Raw genomic sequence first — 17,910 nt, forward strand, 5'->3', positions numbered from 1 at the left:
AGTGACGCACTAGATAGCGAAGAATTAGTGACTGATGAAATAGTTACTGACGAATTAGCTGCTGCGCCAGAACTTGATACATTGTCACAGGAGCAACCAGAGCCTGTTGAGCCTCAAGCAGAAACTGCTTTAGAGCAGGAAGATCTTGTCGAGTCACTAGATACTGAGCCGCAAGAACTACAAGAAGTAGAAGCGGAGCTTGAGCAGAGCAGCGGGTTTGAGTTTGATGATCTAGATTTACCAGAATACGGTGAAGAACAAGCGTTAGCTGACTTTGCTGCTGGTGACCCTGATGCATTGCAGGCAAACGAAGCATCGACGCTAGTTGAGCAAGATGAAGCAGAGCCGAGTGAAGTAGTGCAGCAAGAAGAACTCTCACCAGAGTTAGACACACTTTCGCAGGTGGAGCCAGAGTCAGTAGAGCCACAAACAGAGCCGGTTGCAGAGCAGAATGAGTTTTCTGAGTCTTCTGAGTTTGATGAGGTAGAGTTAACGGCGTCAGAGCCAGCACCTGAAGATCTTATCAGTGAGTCGTTGCCTGAGCCGGAAGAGCTAGCGCCATTTAATGACGAAGTGCTTGACCGTACACTGGATGAGAGTGATGTGCTAGCTGGTTTGTTTGGCGGCGAAGCGCTTAACGACATTGATACTGATGTAGAGCCGGAGAACGCGCCTCTTCAGCAAACAGCCGCCACTCAGCAGTATGATGAGCAAACGCTCAACGAGCTGCTTGATGAAGCAAACCAAGACTACGCGCCGATTTCCAAACCACTTGATCGAGAGGTCAGTGATTCTGCGGGGATGGATTTGGAAGCAATGCTTGAAATGGGCGGTGAAGACTGGAATGGCTTTAGTCTTTCGCCTGAGCAGCAAGCCAGCATTTCTGATGATATTCCTGAAGATGAAATGCAAATCTGGGCGGGTGATCAGCAGCCTGCTCAAGCCAATATTCATGATGAAGATTGGGAAAGCCAAGATGATCTTGCAGACTTTAATCCACGTGAACATCAGTACCGTACTATTGATGAACTAATGGCTGAAGTCGAGCAGCAAGAAGCAGGGTTTGACCCAGATGCTGAAGAGTTGAAATTAGATGTTGGCTTGGCGGATTTTCCGGACGTGATTGGTGAGATGAGCGATATCGACGTTGATTCTAATTCAGAAGCGGCAGGTAAGCTCGATCTGGCGAAAATCTACATTGAAATGAATGACTCAACTGGAGCGGTTAGACTGCTAGAAGAAGCAATTGTTGACGGCAGTGATGATATTCGTCGTGAAGCAAAGCGCTTAATAGATAGCATTAATAGTCGCGCTTAATTGCTTCTTACAGTTGGAACATTTTTCAAAGGGGCTCATGCCCCTTTGTTTTTAATCGAGTTGTTGCGTGACGATGGGGTAGCTTGGGTATAGTAGTTTCGCTATACTTCCGACCCCATTTTCTAAGAGAGACCAAGATGAGAATTGCTTTAGGCATTGAATATGACGGTACTCAATACTTTGGCTGGCAGCGCCAAAGAGATGTTCAAAGTGTCCAAGAAAAGCTGGAACGCGCGTTAAGCATAGTCGCCAATCATCCGGTGGAAGTGCAGTGTGCGGGTCGCACTGATGCTGGCGTGCATGGTACAGGTCAGGTTGTTCACTTTGATACCACGGCAAACCGCAAGATGGTAGCTTGGATGATGGGAGTGAACGCTAACTTGCCAAAAGATGTGGCTGTTCGCTGGGCAAAAGAAGTTCCAGATGAGTTTCATGCTCGCTTTTCGGCAACCGCTCGCCGTTACCGATACATTATCTTTAACAGCGCTTTAAGACCGGGCATTTTGCATTCTGGTGTCAGCCACTATCATGGTGAGCTGGATGAAGCGAAAATGCACCAAGCAGGTCAATACTTGCTGGGCGAAAATGATTTCACTTCTTTTCGTGCCGTGCACTGTCAATCCCATAGTCCTTGGCGCAACCTTATGCACCTGAATGTGACGCGTCATGGTCAATATGTAGTGATTGATATCAAAGCGAATGCGTTTGTTCACCACATGGTGCGTAACATTACTGGCAGTTTGCTGTGTGTTGGACGTGGCGAACAACAGCCAGAGTGGATTAAATGGTTGTTAGAAGCAAAAGATCGTAAATTAGCAGGCGCGACCGCCAAGGCAGAAGGTTTGTACTTGGTTGACGTTGATTATCCTCAAGAATTTGATCTGCCACGTGTTCCGATCGGGCCGCTATTTTTGCCAGATAATTTGAACTAATTTATAGTAAATAGTTCATAAATAAGAGTAATACCCACTAGGTGAGAGTATCGTGACTTGCCTAGTGTGCTTGTTAAACAGCGCATTGGGGTAGAGTAGCAAAAATAGGTACAACCAGTTTTTTGTCTACAGTTGGCATTTTATATGCTTTAATCCTCACGCATATATTCAGATTTTAATATCTTTCGCATTGCGCGGAAGATTGATAGAGAAAAGGTCTTCCATGAGTTGGCTTGAAAAGATTTTAGAAAAAAGCAACATCGTAAGTTCACGTAAAGCGTCTATCCCTGAAGGTGTTTGGACTAAATGTACGTCGTGTGAGCAAGTGCTTTACCACGCTGAACTAGAGCGTAACCTAGAAGTATGTCCAAAATGTGACCATCACATGCGCATGAAAGCGCGTCGCCGTTTGGAAACATTTTTAGACGACACCAATCGAGTTGAACTGGCAAACGATTTAGAGCCGCAAGATAAACTGAAGTTTAAAGACTCTAAACGTTACAAAGACCGCATCTCTGCTGCGCAAAAGAGCAGTGGCGAGAAAGACGCGCTAGTTGTAATGCAAGGTGAAGTGATCGGCATCCCTGTTGTGGCGTGTGCGTTTGAGTTCTCATTTATGGGTGGCTCAATGGGTTCGGTTGTGGGTGCTCGCTTTGTTAAAGCAGTTGAAGCAGCAATGGAAAACAACTGCGGTTTAGTGTGTTTCTCAGCAAGTGGCGGTGCGCGTATGCAAGAAGCACTTATGTCACTAATGCAAATGGCAAAAACCAGTGCAGCGCTTGAGCGACTATCACAAAAAGGTCTGCCGTTTATTTCGGTAATGACTGACCCAACTATGGGTGGTGTGTCGGCGAGTCTTGCGATGCTAGGCGATATCAATATCGGTGAGCCTAAAGCATTGATCGGTTTTGCTGGTCGTCGTGTAATCGAGCAAACCGTGCGTGAAGATCTGCCAGAAGGCTTCCAGCGCAGTGAGTTCTTACTTGAGCATGGTGCTATCGATATGATTGTCGATCGACGTGAAATGCGTCAGCGTGTGAGCAGCCTATTGGCTAAGTTGACTAACTCTGCATCACCTTTGGTGGTATCGGTTAACGATTCTCCTCAAGAAGCCGAGTATTCTGTACCAGAAGCTAACGAAAAAGGTTAAAGTATCACTAACCTACAACCACGGAATTTTTGGTTAAAGTTAGATGAGTCAGACTCCTATTCCTCAAGCCACATCCCCACTTGCGATGTGGCTTGATTATTTAGCAAATATACACACTTCAGCGATCGACCTAGGCTTGGACCGTGTTCAAGCAGTTGCGACCAAAGCCAATCTTACTAAACCTGCACCCACAGTGATTACTGTTGCCGGCACTAATGGCAAAGGGTCTACCTGTGCCTTGATGGAAGCCATCTTGCTTGATGCTGGCTACTCGGTTGGTGTCTATAGTTCCCCACACCTTATTCGTTACAACGAACGTGTCCGTATCAATGGACAAGATCTTAGCGATGAAAAACACGCCCAAGCATTCGACTTTATTGAAAAACAGCGTGGAGAAATCAGCTTAAGCCTTTTTGAATATGGCACTTTAGCAGCGCTGCGCTTGTTCCAAACTGAACAGGTTGATGTGGTGTTGTTGGAAGTTGGCTTAGGCGGACGCTTAGATGCCACCAATGTTGTTGACCACGATGTGTCAGTGATCACCAGTTTAGCGATTGACCATGTGGATTGGCTTGGTGACGATATTAATGTTATCGGTTTTGAGAAAGCGGGGATTTTCCGCAGTGGTAAGCCCGCGATCTGTGGACAACCACACGCACCAGCAACCGTAGCTGCGCACGCCGATGATATCCAAGCTGAACTCTATCAAGTGGGTATTCAGTATCAATACGCTTTGACTGAAGGTAACACTTGGAGCTGGAGCCATGGTTCATTCCAACTTGAAGCGCTGCCAGTACCAAGCTTACCGCTACCCAATGCCGCGACCGCTCTTATGGCACTTGCCACCGCGCATTTGGACATTAGCGACGTCAACATCGTTAATGGTTTAAATCAGGCGACGCTACCAGGGCGTATGCAGATTATTCATCGTCAGCCAACCGTGCTGCTTGATGTTGCCCATAACCCTCATTCAGCCCAATACCTCGTTGAACGGGTTAAACAGCAATACGCTGACACTCGCATTCACATGGTTGTGGCTATGCTGCACGATAAAGATATTAAGTCGACTTTGGAAATATTAGCCCCGCTTGCGAGTGCTTGGTATCCGGCGTCCTTAACAGGTCCACGCGCTGCAACTGCTGACGAGTTGTGCCAGCACCTACCACAAGGTCAGGAGAAGTACACCTCTCCAGTTGAGGCTTTTGAAGCAGCAATGACACAAGCAACGGCACAAGATGTCATTATCGTTGTCGGTTCATTCCATACTGTCGGTGAAGTACTTGAACACTGGCAGGCAAAAGGAGAGTAAATGGCAAGTAAGTTCCAAAATCGTCTCGTAGGTACCATTATCTTGGTATCGATAGGGGTTATTGTCCTACCCGACATTCTCGATGGACAGAAAACACACTATAAGGAAGAGATCGCGAGTATTCCGATCAAACCTGAGCTTGATAGTGACGTTGAAACCTTCGAAGTGCTGGCGCCAGAAGACGACAGCGCTGCTCTGCCACCATCTCCGGTGGAAGTCGTGGTAGAAGACTCAGCGCCACAAGTTGAGCAAGACGAGGTGGTGGTTGCGGTTAAAGAGGTTCCTGAGCGTAACCAATATCAAGAGAGCGCTTGGATCATTCAGCTGATGGCACTAAAGAATGCTGACAATGCTGCGAATGTAGTGAAAGATTTGCAAAAGAGAGGGTATCAAGCGCACACCAAACTCGAAAATGGATTTACACGAGTCATTATTGGTCCGGATGTATCAAAAAATAAACTCGAGCGTCAGATTAGCGAGCTGGAAAAAATTACTGGTTCAAAAGGTCGATTGCTTAAATTTAAACCACTAAATCCTTAAGAAAACGTTTGCGTCGCCGTTTTTTCTGTTAAAATGCGCGCCAACTGAAGATGTGAATACACATGAATTGGTTAGATATTGTCATTTTAAGCGTGATTGCTTTATCAGCATTGATCAGCTTAATACGCGGCTTCGCTAAAGAAGCTTTGTCTTTGGTTATTTGGTTTGGTGCCTTTTTTGTTGCCAGTCAGTACTACACTCGCTTGGCGGTGTACTTCACCAAAATCGAAGATGAGATGTTTCGTAATGGCGCGGCCATCGCTGCTCTTTTTGTTGCCACGTTGATTGTGGGGGCGTTGGTCAACTATGTGATTGGGCAGTTAATCCAAAAAACGGGTTTGTCAGGGACAGACCGAGTATTGGGTATTGTGTTTGGCGGTTTGCGTGGCGTACTGATTGTTGCTGCGGTACTGTTTTTTATTGATACCTTTACGACTCTAGATCAAAGTGAGTGGTGGACAAGTTCACAATTAGTCCCTCATTTTAAATTGATCATTGAACCGTTTTTTGAACACCTACAAGCATCATCGAGTTTCTTATCTGGCGCGACGTAACGCGCCAGCCATTGTCGCAAATCGAGGGTTAGGACATGTGTGGTATTGTTGGAATCGTGGGCACAACGCCTGTTAATCAGTCTATTTATGACGCTTTGACTGTATTGCAGCACCGTGGCCAAGATGCCGCTGGTATTTGTACCATAGAAAGCAATCGTTTTCGTCTGCGTAAGGCGAACGGTTTGGTTAAGGATGTATTTGAAGCAAGGCACATGCAAAGGCTGCAAGGTAACGTTGGCATAGGGCACGTTCGTTACCCGACCGCAGGCAGTTCAAGCGCCTCAGAAGCTCAACCTTTCTACGTAAACTCTCCATTCGGTATTACCCTCGCTCATAACGGCAACCTCACTAATGCGAACGATGTTCGTGAGAAACTTTTCGCTAAAGACCGCCGTCACCTCAACACCACCTCAGATTCCGAAGTCCTACTCAATGTGCTTGCGCATGAAATTGATACTGTTAAAGGCAATGTGACCGCAGAAGATGTTTTTCGTGCAGTGACAAATGTGCACCGTACTATTCGCGGCGCGTACGCGGTGGTTGCGATGATCATTGGCCATGGCATGATTGCGTTTCGCGATCCAAAAGGCATTCGTCCGCTTTGCTTAGGTAAGCGTGAAGTTGCGGGTAAAACTGAGTATATGGTGGCATCTGAGTCGGTGGCACTGGATGCGGTTGGTTTTGACTTTATTCGTGACGTATCACCAGGTGAAGCGGTTTATGCGACTTTTGATGGTGAGCTATATACACAGCAATGTGCCGATAACCCAGAGCTAAACCCATGCATGTTTGAGTATGTCTATTTTGCTCGCCCAGACTCGTTTATTGATAAGATTTCAGTTTACGCAGCACGCGTTGAAATGGGCAAGAAATTGGGTGAGCGTATTCGTGATGAGTATAGCCATCTTGATATTGATGTGGTTATCCCAATTCCTGAAACATCGTGTGATATCGCGCTGCAAATTGCTCAAGCGATTGATGCTCCTTACCGCCAAGGCTTTGTTAAAAACCGCTATGTTGGTCGTACCTTTATTATGCCAGGTCAGCAGCAGCGTAAGAAATCGGTTCGCCGTAAGCTCAATGCGATTCGTTCGGAATTTAAAGATAAAAATGTGTTGCTGGTGGACGACTCAATCGTGCGCGGTACTACATCAGAGCAGATCATTGAGATGGCGCGTGATTCCGGTGCTAAGAAGGTTTACATGGTGTCGGCTGCGCCTGAGATTCGTTTCCCGAACGTTTACGGTATCGATATGCCAAGTGCCAATGAGCTGATTGCTCATGGTCGTGACAACGAGCAAATCTGCAAACAAATTGGTGCTGATGAACTGATTTTCCAAACCTTGGACGATCTGGTTGCTGCTGTTGGCTCAGGCAATACTGACATTACTAAGTTTGAGACTTCAGTCTTTAGCGGCGAATACGTAACGGGTGATATTACCCAGCAATACCTTGAGTACCTTGAGTCATTGCGTAGTGATGATGCGAAAACCCAGCTAGAAATCCAGCAAGATTTAGCTAGCCTAGAGCTGTACAATGAAGGTGCGTAAAAGCAGCTAAATTGCAGAGTATTGAAAAAACGGCTTCCTTAGGAAGCCGTTTTTTTACGCCACTTTTTTAAACTGACTTAAGATAAACAATGCTGCTGCACTGATGACTACCGACGGGCCGGCAGGGGTGTCAAAGTGCCATGACAAACTTAAACCAAGTAACACAGCAATTGAGCCGATGACAGAAGCGACAGCTGCCATTTGCTCTGGTGTGCGAGCAAAACGACGCGCAGTAGCGCCGGGAATGATTAACAGTGAGGTGATGATCAGTGCGCCAACGAATTTCATCCCAACTGCGATCACTAAACCGACCAAGAGCATTAAAATTAAGCGCATTAAATCAACGTTGTGTCCTTCAACCGATGCCAACTCTTCGTTGATGGTGGTTGAGAGTAGCGGACGCCAAAATAGCACTAAGATGATCCCAACTACGACAACACCGGAATAGATAAAGATTAAATCCTCGGGCGAAACAGCCAGCAAATCACCAAACAGATAGCTCATCAGATCTATGCGCACATCATCAAGAAAACTGACGGCAACCAAACCGAGTGAAAGCGCACTGTGCGCAAGAATGCCAAGCAAAGTATCTGCCGCAACTAATTGCTGTCTTTGTAAGGTTACTAGCAGTACAGCCAGCAGCAAACAGCACACAACCAGTGCCAAATATAAATTCACATCAAGCAAAAAGCCAAACGCGAGCCCCATCAGTGAGGCGTGGGCGAGGGTATCACCAAAATAGGCCATTTTACGCCATACGACGAATGAACCAAGTGGACCGGCAATTAGGGCAATGCCTAATCCAGCGAAAATTGAAGGCAGTAAGAACTCAATCATGATGATGGTGACCGTGCGAGTGGTGAGAGCAACTAGCGCCTTCGCCGCCAACCGGTTGACCGGCTAAGTCGTGATGATGGTGCTCATGTTGATGGTGATAAAACGCCAGTTTTTCTTGGCGGGTCTCGCCAAATAAAGCGATGTATTTCGGGTGTTGAGTGATTGCTGCCGGCGCGCCAGAGCAACAGATATGGTGTTGCAAACAAATGACGTGATCGGTTTTGGCCATCACGAGATGTAAATCGTGTGACACCATAAATACGGCACAGTTAAAGCGTTTGCGAATCGTATCAATGAGATCGTACAAATCGATTTGACCTTGTACATCAACACCTTGTGCTGGTTCATCAAGTACCAAGATATCAGGACGTTGCAATAATGCTCGGGCAAGTAATACCCGCTGTGTTTCGCCTCCAGAGAGCGAGTGCATATCGCTGGTGAGTAGATGTGCTGCGCCAGTTAGCTCCAATGCATCTTGAATTTCTTGTTGGCTAAAGCGTCCTGCTAAGCGCAAGAAACGAGAGACGTCTAAAGGCAAGGCTTCATTGAGCTTGAGCTTTTGCGGTACATAACCAATTTTGAGTTTCTTTGGCTTAGTAATGGTGCCTTTATAACGTTTTTGTAAGCCAAGCAAAACTTTTACTAAGGTCGACTTACCAGCGCCGTTTGGGCCGACTAAGGTGATAATTTCGCCTTTGTTGATGCTTAAACTGACATTATCGAGCACTTGCCGACCGTCAAACTGAACACTGATGTTAGATAGCTCGATGAGCGCAGTCATGAATGGAACTCATTTGCAATTGACTAATGTTATAATGTAACATTTATTCTTCTTTAATTCCAGATAGCTGTTGATCAAGACCATGAAAACAAAATTTGCTGTTTTAGTTGCCCCTCTTGTGGCTGCCTTTAGTGCTGGTGCCTACGCGGAATCACTGCAAGTGCTAACAAGTATCAAGCCGATTCAAATGATTGCCCACGAAATCATGTTAGGTACGCAAGAGCCGGACGTTTTATTGAAGTCAAATGCATCACCGCACGACTACGCGCTAAAGCCTTCAGATGTAAAGAAGGTCAGCGATGCGGATTTAGTGATTTGGTACGGTAAAGATCTTGAACCTTTCTTGTCTGGAGTACTTGAGAACAAATCAGATGCGGTCGAGTTAGGTCAAATTCCAGGATTAGCGTTGCGTGAGTTTAGCCATGATGGACACGACCACGATCATCATGGGCATGATCACGGTAGTCATGACCCACACTTTTGGCTGGGCTATGAACCAACCACTCAAGTTGCCAAGTTTATCGCCGACAAGCTAAGTGAAGTTGATGCGCAGCATGCCGAGCTTTATCAAGCCAATTACGCTAATTTTATCGCGACATACCAAGCTAAGCATGAGCAGATCAAAGCGCAATTAGCCCCACTAAAGCAGCAAGGTTACTACGTTTTCCATGATGCTTATGGCTATTTTGAGCAAGACTATCAACTAAACCACCTAGGGCATTTTACCGTGACACCAGATCGTAAACCTGGCGCCAAAACCCTAATTAAGATCCGTAATGAATTACGCAGCGAAAATGCTAAGTGTGTTTTCTCTGAGCCGCAGTTTACCCCAGCTGTGGTGGAGTCAGTGATGCGTGGTAGTAACGCCAATCTGGGTGTTTTAGACCCAGTAGCTTCTAGCGTAACAGTGAGCGATGGCAGCTATTTTGTCTTTATAGATCAAATTGCTAACAGCTTTGCAGAGTGTTTGAGCAAATAGCGCCCACTTTTAATGATTAGTCATATCTAATAGCGTGGTTTCAGTATTCAACGAGGTGTTTATTCAATAAAATAGAGCGCAATGCTGCCCTGATTGGATCAACACCTGGGCTGCTTCTTATGCTTTAAGGATTGGCTTTGTGAAACACACTGTTTGGGTAGCGCTGCTTTATTTTATTACTCATTTTGTTTATGCCTTTGACTCTTCACCGTCGGTTTTCTATCCATTGCCGACTGAGAGCCAAGGGCGTGTGTTTGCCGCAAAACAGTTATTTTTAGCCACCAATGGCGGCTTATGGATCCATGATGTCCGTGGCAATGTGCTGTTTTTTGATGGCCAGTCAGTCAGTCCCAAGTGGGGCTCCGCGCTACCTTATCCCAGTGAAAAATTAGTGGTTGAGAATGACCGCTTTTGGACCTTTCGCAATAATTCGGTTTACCGCTCAACCTCGAATACTCAACCAGAAATAGCCTTCCAGCTGCCGCCTGGCAGCGAAATTCAGCATCTTGGCACCGACAGTGGTTTTATCTGGGCAATCGATGATGCGCATTTTCATGCTTATGATATTAAAAGTGGCGAGTTGAGCACCTATTCATTGATGGGACTGTATCGCTACAGTTCTTCGACCAGCCTTAGCGTGAATGATGCACTATTGCTTAAAGACAGCTGGGTATTAGCAACCCAGAAAGGGGTTTTCGTCTCTGAAAAACAAGGCTTTCGCCATGTTGCTCGTTCAAAAGATTATGGGGTCGATAATCTATATTACTCAGAGAATCGTCGTGAGTTGATTCTAGGCTCAGTCAGAGGGGCGGTCGTTTATGACATTAATAATACCTCAAAGCCTAAATATATTATTCCTGCCACTAACGTAACTTCAGTGTCGGAAACCACTCACGCTTACTGGATCGGCACGCAAAATGGTTTGTACGTATACTCTTTTATCAGTGGGCGATTGGAAAAATATTCCGGAGAGAGAGACGCAGGTTACACCCTTGCTGGGCGTAGAATTTATGCCTTGGTCAACGATAACCGAGGCGGCATGTGGATCTCGACCAATAAAGGTATTCACTTCTACTCGCTGTTTGGCGATAAATTTGAGCGTTTTCCTAGCCAAGATTTAAGCTCAACTGAGCCTCATGAGCGCATGAACAATTTGATTGCTATGCAAAACAAACGTGGCTACTGGGTAGTAAAAGATTCAGGCTTTTATCGTTTGGTACTTGGCAAACATAAACACAAGCAACTGCTTTATTCTGGTCGTGTGCATAACGTATTAGAGCATGATGACATTGTCTGGTTGGCGACGGACAATGGTATTGTCGCGTTAGAGCAAAAAACGGGCGGCAAGATCAATAATCATCCGTTAGTCAAACAGTTCTACCAGCAAAAAATCACTCATTTGGCTATGGATAGCCAAGGCAATATTTGGATAGCGAATAGTGAGGGCGTTTGGTGTTATAACGTCGAAAATGGGCAAGCACAATTAATTGCTGAGCAATGGATGCAGGGTAGCCAGATTGGTGCTCAGTTAAAAACCATGTTAGTGACCAGTGACGATGAGCTGTTGCTGGGTAGTGAAAATGGTCTCTATCTACTGCGAGACGGACAGCTTAAGTATTTCTCTCAAAGCGAAAAATATGGCGCGGTTCTAAGTATGATTGAAGGTGACAGCCGTCAAATTTGGGTTGCCAGCAACTACGGCGTCAATATTCTTGATCCCGCGCGTACCTCGTTTTCTGCGGTGCCTTTAGTTGATGAACATATTGGACCGCAGTGTCTTATTGGTAACCAAACTGGCATCTGGCTGACTTCATCGGCTGGCTTAACCCACTTTTCCCATCAGGGACAGGCGATTGCCCACTATGGTCAGCCATTTGGCTTGATAAGCAATGAACTGCGCAATAGCTTCTGCCTTCAAGATGCTAGTGATCCTGATACATTGCTGTTGGGTTCATGGCACAGTTTGATCCGCATCCATAGCCGTGATTTGATGGTCAGCCCGCTCCCTGAAGCGAATGTGCTGTTTTCCCAGGTCCGCGTTAACCAAAAATTGGTCGCTTTTGGCTCGATAGCGCAAACTGAAATTGTTGCGCCTTATGGCGACTCGATATCGGTACAAATGGGTATCATGCCAAATATCAGTGGCTCGTCTCTTGAGTACCGCCTTGACCATGAGAGCGATTGGACCCAGCTGGAAGGTTACCAAATTGCCATTGAAGGCTTAACGCCAGGTAAATACACCTTGCATGTTCGCCCGGTGGTCAACGTGTTAGGTAATGGTGCGGAGCGAAGCTTAGCGTTTGTCGTCACTGAGCCTTGGTATTTAAGCGCCTTAGCTTTTGTTGGTTATATTACGGTTGCATTAGTGCTGCTTTTTGCCGCCGTTTATTGGCGTTCTAGAATGATGAGCAGTGCCAACCGCCGACTCAAAGCACAAGTGGCACTTAAAACCAATCAGTTGCGTCACCAAAGCCGTATTTTGCTCAGCAATAACCATCAGTTACGTAAACAGCTACAAGTCAGAAGGCTTATCTTTAGCCAAGCAATTCAGGCTTTTAGAGATAGATTAGGTAACCTTGAGTTGAAGATGGATCGTGAAGATCATCAAACGCAAATGCGCGTTGTCGAGCAGATTTCTTCAGAGTTAGAACTGCTACTCAATGTGCGCGAATCGCAAGGACAAGAGCTGCCAGCCTATAACTTATCAATGATTTTTAACTCGACCTTTATTGGTTGGCAAGAGGAGTTAGCTAAAGCGGGTATTGCTGTCGAATTTCAGTCTTTGCCTGATACGGACAGTTACGTTGTCTTAGATTATTTCAACCTCGATATCTTGTTAAACTTACTATTTGATAGCTTAGTTAAACGCTGCTCGCGTCATCAAATCGTCTATGTTGAACTTTCTTGCACCCAAGACGATGTCATATTAACCATGACAGACTTTGGCGCGCCGATTGAAAGGAATGCGCAAGGTCATTGGAGCGAGGTGACAACCTTGGTAGCGACCAGTGGTGGTCGCATTGAGGTCACACAACAAGAAACACAAAATACTGTGCACCTTGCTTGGCGTCGAAGTGAGGCATTTGATGAAAACTCAGTGATTGCACTGGAAAGCTTAGCGTTAACCAGTGTCGAGTCTGATTCTTTTGACCCATTTATCAAGCGAGTTGAAGCGCTGGTCATGCAGCATTTCCCTGATGCAGATTTTAGTACCTCTACCGCGGCGAAAATGCTGTTCGTTTCTGAGAGAAGTTTACAACGTCGCTTTAAAGGTGCAACGCAGCGCACGTTCTTAGATTATCTCACTGAAGTACGTCTGGATAACGCTTGTCGCTATCTACTTGCAGGGCATAAAGTCGCAGACGTGGCTTTTGAATGTGGCTTTAATGACCCTTCCTACTTTAGTCAGCGGTTTAAACATCGCTTTGGCATGTCACCGACACAGTTTGTTGAGCAAAGTGATGCTCAGCACGAAGAAGTGTTCTGATCTTTCCTTCTTTTCCGTGTAGTTAAATGCTACACGGTGAGCATTCTGGGCTATCTTCACCAAGCGAATTGCGCGATGACGGTATAACAGAACACCTTGGCAAGCGTAGGTGCTTTCGCATAATTCTCGCTGCTTTTCATTTCATGCTGCACGTACTTAGCTGCCCAGCCTTGGTTTTGATGGTGTACTTGTTGACTAGTTTAATATTTAGAGTCGCGAAAAAATGCAAAGTTAAATGATAGCGTTATAACAAATAACAATACGCCAGAGTCATGATTAGGTAAGGGGGAATATATGGTGAAATTTTTTGCAGATATAACAGAAGATTAAAAAAAAATTCGTGGTATAGCCGGGGGGACCATACCACGGGCGTCAATGACACCTTCGCTTGCTGCCGGAGTGGTGCGTGTGCACCACCTCTGGAATTCTTTGTCTAAGGCAATGTTTGCCCGACGGAAACCACTATAAAGCCCTTAACTTTTTTTACTTATAAAATTAACGCCAACCTGACATAAGATTTGCGACATTTGAATTAAGTGACTGTTTTTAAAGTGTTAATTTGTAAAGTTAAAACTAATAAATCATTGTGAAAAGGAGTGTTTCTACTTTTGATGAGTTGAGATTGACGTTTTTGACGAGGGTTAAATTGACGAAACTTACGCGGAAAAATGGAAATAAACTGTTTTTCATAAATGTAAAATTTGATTTCAGACAACAATCCCCCCGCAGTGTTTAGTTACTATTACTGAGTAAATAGTAATTACTCTCATTATTAAGAACGCTTACAGATATTGGAATTCCCGATGCAACTATCCAAATTAAGCCAAGGTCAAGAAGCCACCATCACTGGCTTTGCTGAACTGTCGACCGATGTTCGCAAGAAACTGATGGTTATGGGGCTTTTACCGAACACACCGATTAAGTTGATTCGCTTCGCGCCAATGGGAGACCCGTTGCAAGTTGAAGTGCGTGGCGTCTCTATTGCAGTGAGAACTAATATCGCCGATGCAATATTGGTAGAGGTAAAATAATGCAGTATCAAATTTTAACGGTTGGTAACCCAAACAGCGGCAAAACGACACTGTTTAATGGCTTAACAGGTGCTAAGCAGCAAGTGGGTAACTGGGCTGGCGTAACAGTAGAGAAAAAGACGGGTCGATACACACACTCTGGCGATGAATTTTTATTGACCGATCTACCAGGTATCTATGCACTTGATAGTGGTAATGACAGTAACAGTATTGATGAATCAATCGCATCGAGAGCAGTACTGACGCACCCAGCAGATCTTATCGTTAATGTGCTAGACGCAACTTGCCTAGAGCGCAGCTTATATATGACGCTGCAATTGCGTGAGCTTGGTCGTCCAATGGTTGTAGTCTTAAACAAGATGGACGCGCTAAAGCGAGAGCGCCAAATCATTGATACTAAAGCTTTAGAAAAAGTACTAGGTTGTCCTGTGGTTGCCCTGTCTGCCAATAACCGCGAACAAATCGATGAATTTAAAGAGTTGCTTCATAAGGTCGTGGTGCAAGGTGTCACGTTAGATGCAATGAAGCTTGAGTACGGTGCCGCTTTTGAAGCAGCGCTGGATAGCCTTGAAGCAAATTTTGTTGGTCAAGAATCGGCACCACGTGCTCTAGCGATCCGCGCTCTTGAGCATGATGTTTTGGTGATTAACTCACTGAAACCAGAGCAGCGTGAACAGGTAAATCAACAGCGCCTTGCATTAGATGTTGACGTTGACCTGCACGTTGCCGATACGAAATACACCTTCTTACATGAGCAATGCAAAAAGGTGCGCCGCAGCGAAGGTAAACTGAGCCACAGCTTTACCGAGAAAGTAGACAATGTCATTTTGAATAAATGGGTTGGTGTGCCTTTCTTCTTCGTCGTGATGTACCTGATGTTTATGTTCGCAATTAACATCGGTGGTGCGTTTATCGACTTCTTTGATATTGGTGTCGGTGCATTGTTGGTTGATGGCGGACACTACCTCCTTGATGACCACCTACCAGTTTGGTTAGCGACGTTGATTGCCGATGGTATTGGCGGTGGTATTCAAACCGTAGCGACGTTTATTCCTGTCATTGCTGGTCTGTACTTGTTCCTAGCGGTATTGGAAAGTTCTGGTTACATGTCGCGTGCTGCGTTCGTGCTTGATAAAGTAATGCAGAAGATTGGTTTACCGGGTAAAGCGTTTGTGCCTTTAGTACTTGGTTTTGGCTGTAACGTACCATCGATTATGGCAACTCGTACTCTAGATCAAGAGCGCGAGCGTAAACTGGCGGCTTCTATGGCTCCGTTTATGTCATGTGGTGCACGCCTTCCAGTGTATGCGCTGTTTGCTGCGGCGTTCTTCCCTGAAAGTGGTCAAAACGTGGTATTTGCACTGTACCTGTTGGGTATTGTCGCTGCAGTCTTTACTGGTTTAGTGCTTAAGCACACACTTTACCCAGGCTCAAGCGATAGCTTGGTAATGGAAATGCCGGATTACGAACTGCCAACCATGCAGAATGTGATGATTAAAACCTGGCAAAAGCTTAAGCGCTTCGTACTTGGTGCTGGTAAAACCATCGTAGTTGTTGTGACGATTCTTAGCTTCTTCAACTCATTAGGTATGGATGGTAGCTTTGGTAACGAAGACTCAGAAAACTCAGTACTATCTAAAGCATCACAAGTCGTAACACCAGTCTTTGCTCCTATTGGCGTACAGGAAGATAACTGGCCAGCAACCGTAGGTATTATCACCGGCATTTTTGCGAAAGAAGCGGTTGTTGGTACGCTAAACAGTCTATATGCGCCGAGTGAAGGTGAAGACGGTGGCGAATACGATCTAATGGCAAGCTTGGAAGAAGCAGTAATGACCATTCCTGATAACTTGGCGGGTCTAAACTACTCAGATCCTCTTGGTGTTGAAGTGGGCGATCTCACCGACAGCTCGGCGGTTGCAGAAGAGCAAGAAGTAGATGCCTCTATCTTTGGTAACTTGAAAGGCTATTTCGCATCGAGTAACGCAGCATTTGCCTACTTGATCTTTATCTTGCTTTACACGCCATGTGTCGCAGCAATGGGCGCTTATGTTCGTGAATTTGGTCAAAAATACGCGCGTTTCATCGCGGTATGGACCATGGGTTTAGCTTACGGTAGTGCGGCATTGTATTACCAAGCAACACACTTTGCTGATCACCCAGCGACCAGCAGTGCATGGATTGCCGGTATTCTAGTTGTGGCTGCTTTGGTTTACCGAGCGCTAAAAGCTGCGGGTAAGAAACAACAAGCTTTAGAGGTGCAAATGGCATGATTTTAGCTGAACTGAAACAATACATTGACGCACAGGGCAGTGCATCTCGTCAGGAATTGGCGAAGCAATTTGCTCTAAGTGAAGATGGTGTTGATGCGATGCTGTCAGTATGGGTGAAGAAAGGCGTGATTTCGCGCATGATTGATACCAATAAAGCAGACAAAGTAACGCGAGTTCGATATTCAGCCAATCAAGCTAATGCCTTGTCACTGACAGTGACCATGTAAAGCAATTGCCGTTTTAAATTAAAGCCACTTCATCTGAAGTGGCTTTTTGCATATTTGGCGTAGTGTCGCGTACTACATTTATTAAGCTTTAGTAAACAGGCTACTTAACCCAAGGACATTGCCAATTCGAGTGGCGATGGCTTGCTGCTCTTCTTCACTACGAAATTCGCCTTTGGTATTGCCCCAAACAGGACCTGGCCAAGCGACATCATCTTTGAAGCGAGCAATATGATGAATATGCAGTTGTGGCACCATATTACCTAGCGCGCCAAGATTTAGTTTATCTGGCTGAAAGGTCGCTTCAAGCGCTTGGCTCACGGCTTGAGACTCAAGTAGAAACTGCTGCTGCTCTTGCATTGGCAAGTGGTGTAGCTCTTTTAGATTAGCGCGCTTAGGGACCAATATAACCCAAGGCACAGCCTTGTCTTTGTGCAGCAGCGCCACCGTTAAAGGAAAGTGACCAAGTACTGTGGTGTCGTTAGCCAATTGAGGATGCAGTTCAAAGCTCATTATTATTTCCGGTTGGGGAGTTTAGGGGATTATAACGTAGCGGAATCGAACGCGCAGCAAAGCTTCGTTACGGATGCGGGGTTTGGGAATGCTCAGCCGAGGGCTTCGCTACGGACTTGGGAACATTTGACCTGCGGTCTCACTACGGATGCGGGAACACTCCGCTACGGAAATTGGAACTAGAGATTTTTGCTCTTGCCGCAAGCTTATCTTTAGGTAAGCATTCCGTATTCCGTATTCCGTATTCCGTATTCCGTATTCCGTATTCCGTATTCCGTATTCCGTATTCCGTATTCCGTAAGTTCAGCTTTAACTGAAGGTTCCCGCCTCCCAAAACGAAAAAAACCGACGTTTTCACGTCGGTTCTCTCTTATCTCGTAGCGAAGCGTTCCCGCATCTCGAAGCAAAGCTTCAAAGAAGCTTTGCGCTCCCG

The 17,910-nt window shown here is 45.7% G+C and carries 15 protein-coding genes and 1 pseudogene; 13 read left to right on the forward strand and 3 right to left on the reverse strand.

Translation table 11 applies throughout. From position 1 onward, the window contains the following. Positions 1 to 690: 690 nt before the first annotated feature. The 7 genes and pseudogenes from DPF93_RS21580 to purF all read left to right on the forward strand — a co-directional run. Positions 691 to 1,317: pseudogene (locus DPF93_RS21580) on the forward strand (FimV C-terminal domain-containing protein); the annotation flags it as partial. Between the two features lie 137 nt (positions 1,318 to 1,454). Then, entirely contained in the window at positions 1,455 to 2,249 is a 795-nt protein-coding gene (gene truA, locus DPF93_RS05635) for a tRNA pseudouridine(38-40) synthase TruA (RefSeq protein ID WP_114765243.1), read from the forward strand. A 223-nt stretch (positions 2,250 to 2,472) separates the two neighbouring features. Next, complete coding sequence (accD, locus tag DPF93_RS05640) at positions 2,473 to 3,399, forward strand: acetyl-CoA carboxylase, carboxyltransferase subunit beta (RefSeq protein ID WP_114765244.1); 927 nt, start codon at positions 2,473 to 2,475, stop codon at positions 3,397 to 3,399. Between the two features lie 43 nt (positions 3,400 to 3,442). Beyond that, positions 3,443 to 4,708: a bifunctional tetrahydrofolate synthase/dihydrofolate synthase gene (folC, locus tag DPF93_RS05645; RefSeq protein ID WP_114765245.1), complete on the forward strand. Its 1,266-nt coding sequence runs from the start codon at positions 3,443 to 3,445 to the stop codon at positions 4,706 to 4,708. Continuing rightward, positions 4,709 to 5,248: an SPOR domain-containing protein gene (locus DPF93_RS05650; RefSeq protein WP_114765246.1), complete on the forward strand. Its 540-nt coding sequence runs from the start codon at positions 4,709 to 4,711 to the stop codon at positions 5,246 to 5,248. A gap of 62 nt (positions 5,249 to 5,310) precedes the next feature. Then, on the forward strand, positions 5,311 to 5,802 hold the full coding sequence (locus tag DPF93_RS05655; protein ID WP_114765247.1) for a CvpA family protein: 492 nt from the start codon (positions 5,311 to 5,313) through the stop codon (positions 5,800 to 5,802). A gap of 35 nt (positions 5,803 to 5,837) precedes the next feature. Continuing rightward, the gene (gene purF, locus DPF93_RS05660) at positions 5,838 to 7,352 is read left to right on the forward strand and encodes an amidophosphoribosyltransferase (RefSeq protein WP_114765248.1); all 1,515 of its coding nucleotides are present in this window, start codon (positions 5,838 to 5,840) and stop codon (positions 7,350 to 7,352) included. A 54-nt stretch (positions 7,353 to 7,406) separates the two neighbouring features. Here the strand turns inward: purF and znuB are convergent, their stop codons facing one another. Both znuB and znuC read right to left on the reverse strand, forming a co-directional pair. After that, positions 7,407 to 8,189, reverse strand: a complete 783-nt coding sequence (znuB, locus tag DPF93_RS05665; RefSeq protein ID WP_114765249.1) for a zinc ABC transporter permease subunit ZnuB — start codon at positions 8,187 to 8,189, stop codon at positions 7,407 to 7,409. Next, on the reverse strand, positions 8,182 to 8,970 hold the full coding sequence (gene znuC, locus DPF93_RS05670; protein ID WP_114765250.1) for a zinc ABC transporter ATP-binding protein ZnuC: 789 nt from the start codon (positions 8,968 to 8,970) through the stop codon (positions 8,182 to 8,184). The genes znuB and znuC overlap by 8 nt, the downstream gene beginning before the upstream one ends. An 82-nt stretch (positions 8,971 to 9,052) precedes the next feature. On the opposite strand from znuC, the gene znuA reads away from it, so the two are divergent. The 5 genes from znuA (at position 9,053) to DPF93_RS05695 (ending at position 16,967) form a co-directional block, all read left to right on the forward strand. Then, the gene (gene znuA, locus DPF93_RS05675; RefSeq protein ID WP_114765251.1) at positions 9,053 to 9,949 is read left to right on the forward strand and encodes a zinc ABC transporter substrate-binding protein ZnuA; all 897 of its coding nucleotides are present in this window, start codon (positions 9,053 to 9,055) and stop codon (positions 9,947 to 9,949) included. Between the two features lie 139 nt (positions 9,950 to 10,088). Then, a complete protein-coding gene (locus DPF93_RS05680) occupies positions 10,089 to 13,436 on the forward strand; it encodes a helix-turn-helix domain-containing protein (RefSeq protein WP_114765252.1) in 3,348 nt (1,115 codons plus the stop codon). Positions 13,437 to 14,239: 803 nt separating this feature from the next. After that, the gene (locus DPF93_RS05685) at positions 14,240 to 14,467 is read left to right on the forward strand and encodes a FeoA family protein (protein ID WP_114765253.1); all 228 of its coding nucleotides are present in this window, start codon (positions 14,240 to 14,242) and stop codon (positions 14,465 to 14,467) included. Beyond that, a complete protein-coding gene (feoB, locus tag DPF93_RS05690; RefSeq protein WP_114765254.1) occupies positions 14,467 to 16,740 on the forward strand; it encodes a Fe(2+) transporter permease subunit FeoB in 2,274 nt (757 codons plus the stop codon). Before DPF93_RS05685 ends, feoB begins: the two co-directional genes overlap by 1 nt. Next, entirely contained in the window at positions 16,737 to 16,967 is a 231-nt protein-coding gene (locus tag DPF93_RS05695) for a FeoC-like transcriptional regulator (protein WP_114765255.1), read from the forward strand. Before feoB ends, DPF93_RS05695 begins: the two co-directional genes overlap by 4 nt. An 81-nt stretch (positions 16,968 to 17,048) precedes the next feature. Here DPF93_RS05695 and DPF93_RS05700 read toward each other — a convergent pair whose 3' ends face one another. Next, positions 17,049 to 17,477, reverse strand: a complete 429-nt coding sequence (locus tag DPF93_RS05700; protein ID WP_114765256.1) for an HIT family protein — start codon at positions 17,475 to 17,477, stop codon at positions 17,049 to 17,051. 173 nt (positions 17,478 to 17,650) lie between these two features. Between DPF93_RS05700 and DPF93_RS21360 the strand changes: the two genes are divergently transcribed. Continuing rightward, positions 17,651 to 17,794: a hypothetical protein gene (locus DPF93_RS21360; protein ID WP_208638767.1), complete on the forward strand. Its 144-nt coding sequence runs from the start codon at positions 17,651 to 17,653 to the stop codon at positions 17,792 to 17,794. The last annotated feature ends 116 nt before the right edge of the window (positions 17,795 to 17,910 follow it).

The organism is Vibrio rhodolitus (assembly GCF_003350325.1).
In the GTDB taxonomy this organism is placed as follows: domain Bacteria; phylum Pseudomonadota; class Gammaproteobacteria; order Enterobacterales; family Vibrionaceae; genus Vibrio; species Vibrio rhodolitus.

What these genes read in the sequence shown, in the direction of transcription:
- truA (WP_114765243.1), top strand. Translation starts at nt 1,455, where the DNA reads ATGAGAATTGCTTTAGGCATTGAATATGACGGTACTCAATACTTTGGC.
- accD (WP_114765244.1), top strand. Translation starts at nt 2,473, where the DNA reads ATGAGTTGGCTTGAAAAGATTTTAGAAAAAAGCAACATCGTAAGTTCA.
- folC (WP_114765245.1), top strand. Translation starts at nt 3,443, where the DNA reads ATGAGTCAGACTCCTATTCCTCAAGCCACATCCCCACTTGCGATGTGG.
- DPF93_RS05650 (WP_114765246.1), top strand. Translation starts at nt 4,709, where the DNA reads ATGGCAAGTAAGTTCCAAAATCGTCTCGTAGGTACCATTATCTTGGTA.
- DPF93_RS05655 (WP_114765247.1), top strand. Translation starts at nt 5,311, where the DNA reads ATGAATTGGTTAGATATTGTCATTTTAAGCGTGATTGCTTTATCAGCA.
- purF (WP_114765248.1), top strand. Translation starts at nt 5,838, where the DNA reads ATGTGTGGTATTGTTGGAATCGTGGGCACAACGCCTGTTAATCAGTCT.
- znuB (WP_114765249.1), bottom strand. Translation starts at nt 8,189, where the DNA reads ATGATTGAGTTCTTACTGCCTTCAATTTTCGCTGGATTAGGCATTGCC.
- znuC (WP_114765250.1), bottom strand. Translation starts at nt 8,970, where the DNA reads ATGACTGCGCTCATCGAGCTATCTAACATCAGTGTTCAGTTTGACGGT.
- znuA (WP_114765251.1), top strand. Translation starts at nt 9,053, where the DNA reads ATGAAAACAAAATTTGCTGTTTTAGTTGCCCCTCTTGTGGCTGCCTTT.
- DPF93_RS05685 (WP_114765253.1), top strand. Translation starts at nt 14,240, where the DNA reads ATGCAACTATCCAAATTAAGCCAAGGTCAAGAAGCCACCATCACTGGC.
- feoB (WP_114765254.1), top strand. Translation starts at nt 14,467, where the DNA reads ATGCAGTATCAAATTTTAACGGTTGGTAACCCAAACAGCGGCAAAACG.
- DPF93_RS05695 (WP_114765255.1), top strand. Translation starts at nt 16,737, where the DNA reads ATGATTTTAGCTGAACTGAAACAATACATTGACGCACAGGGCAGTGCA.
- DPF93_RS05700 (WP_114765256.1), bottom strand. Translation starts at nt 17,477, where the DNA reads ATGAGCTTTGAACTGCATCCTCAATTGGCTAACGACACCACAGTACTT.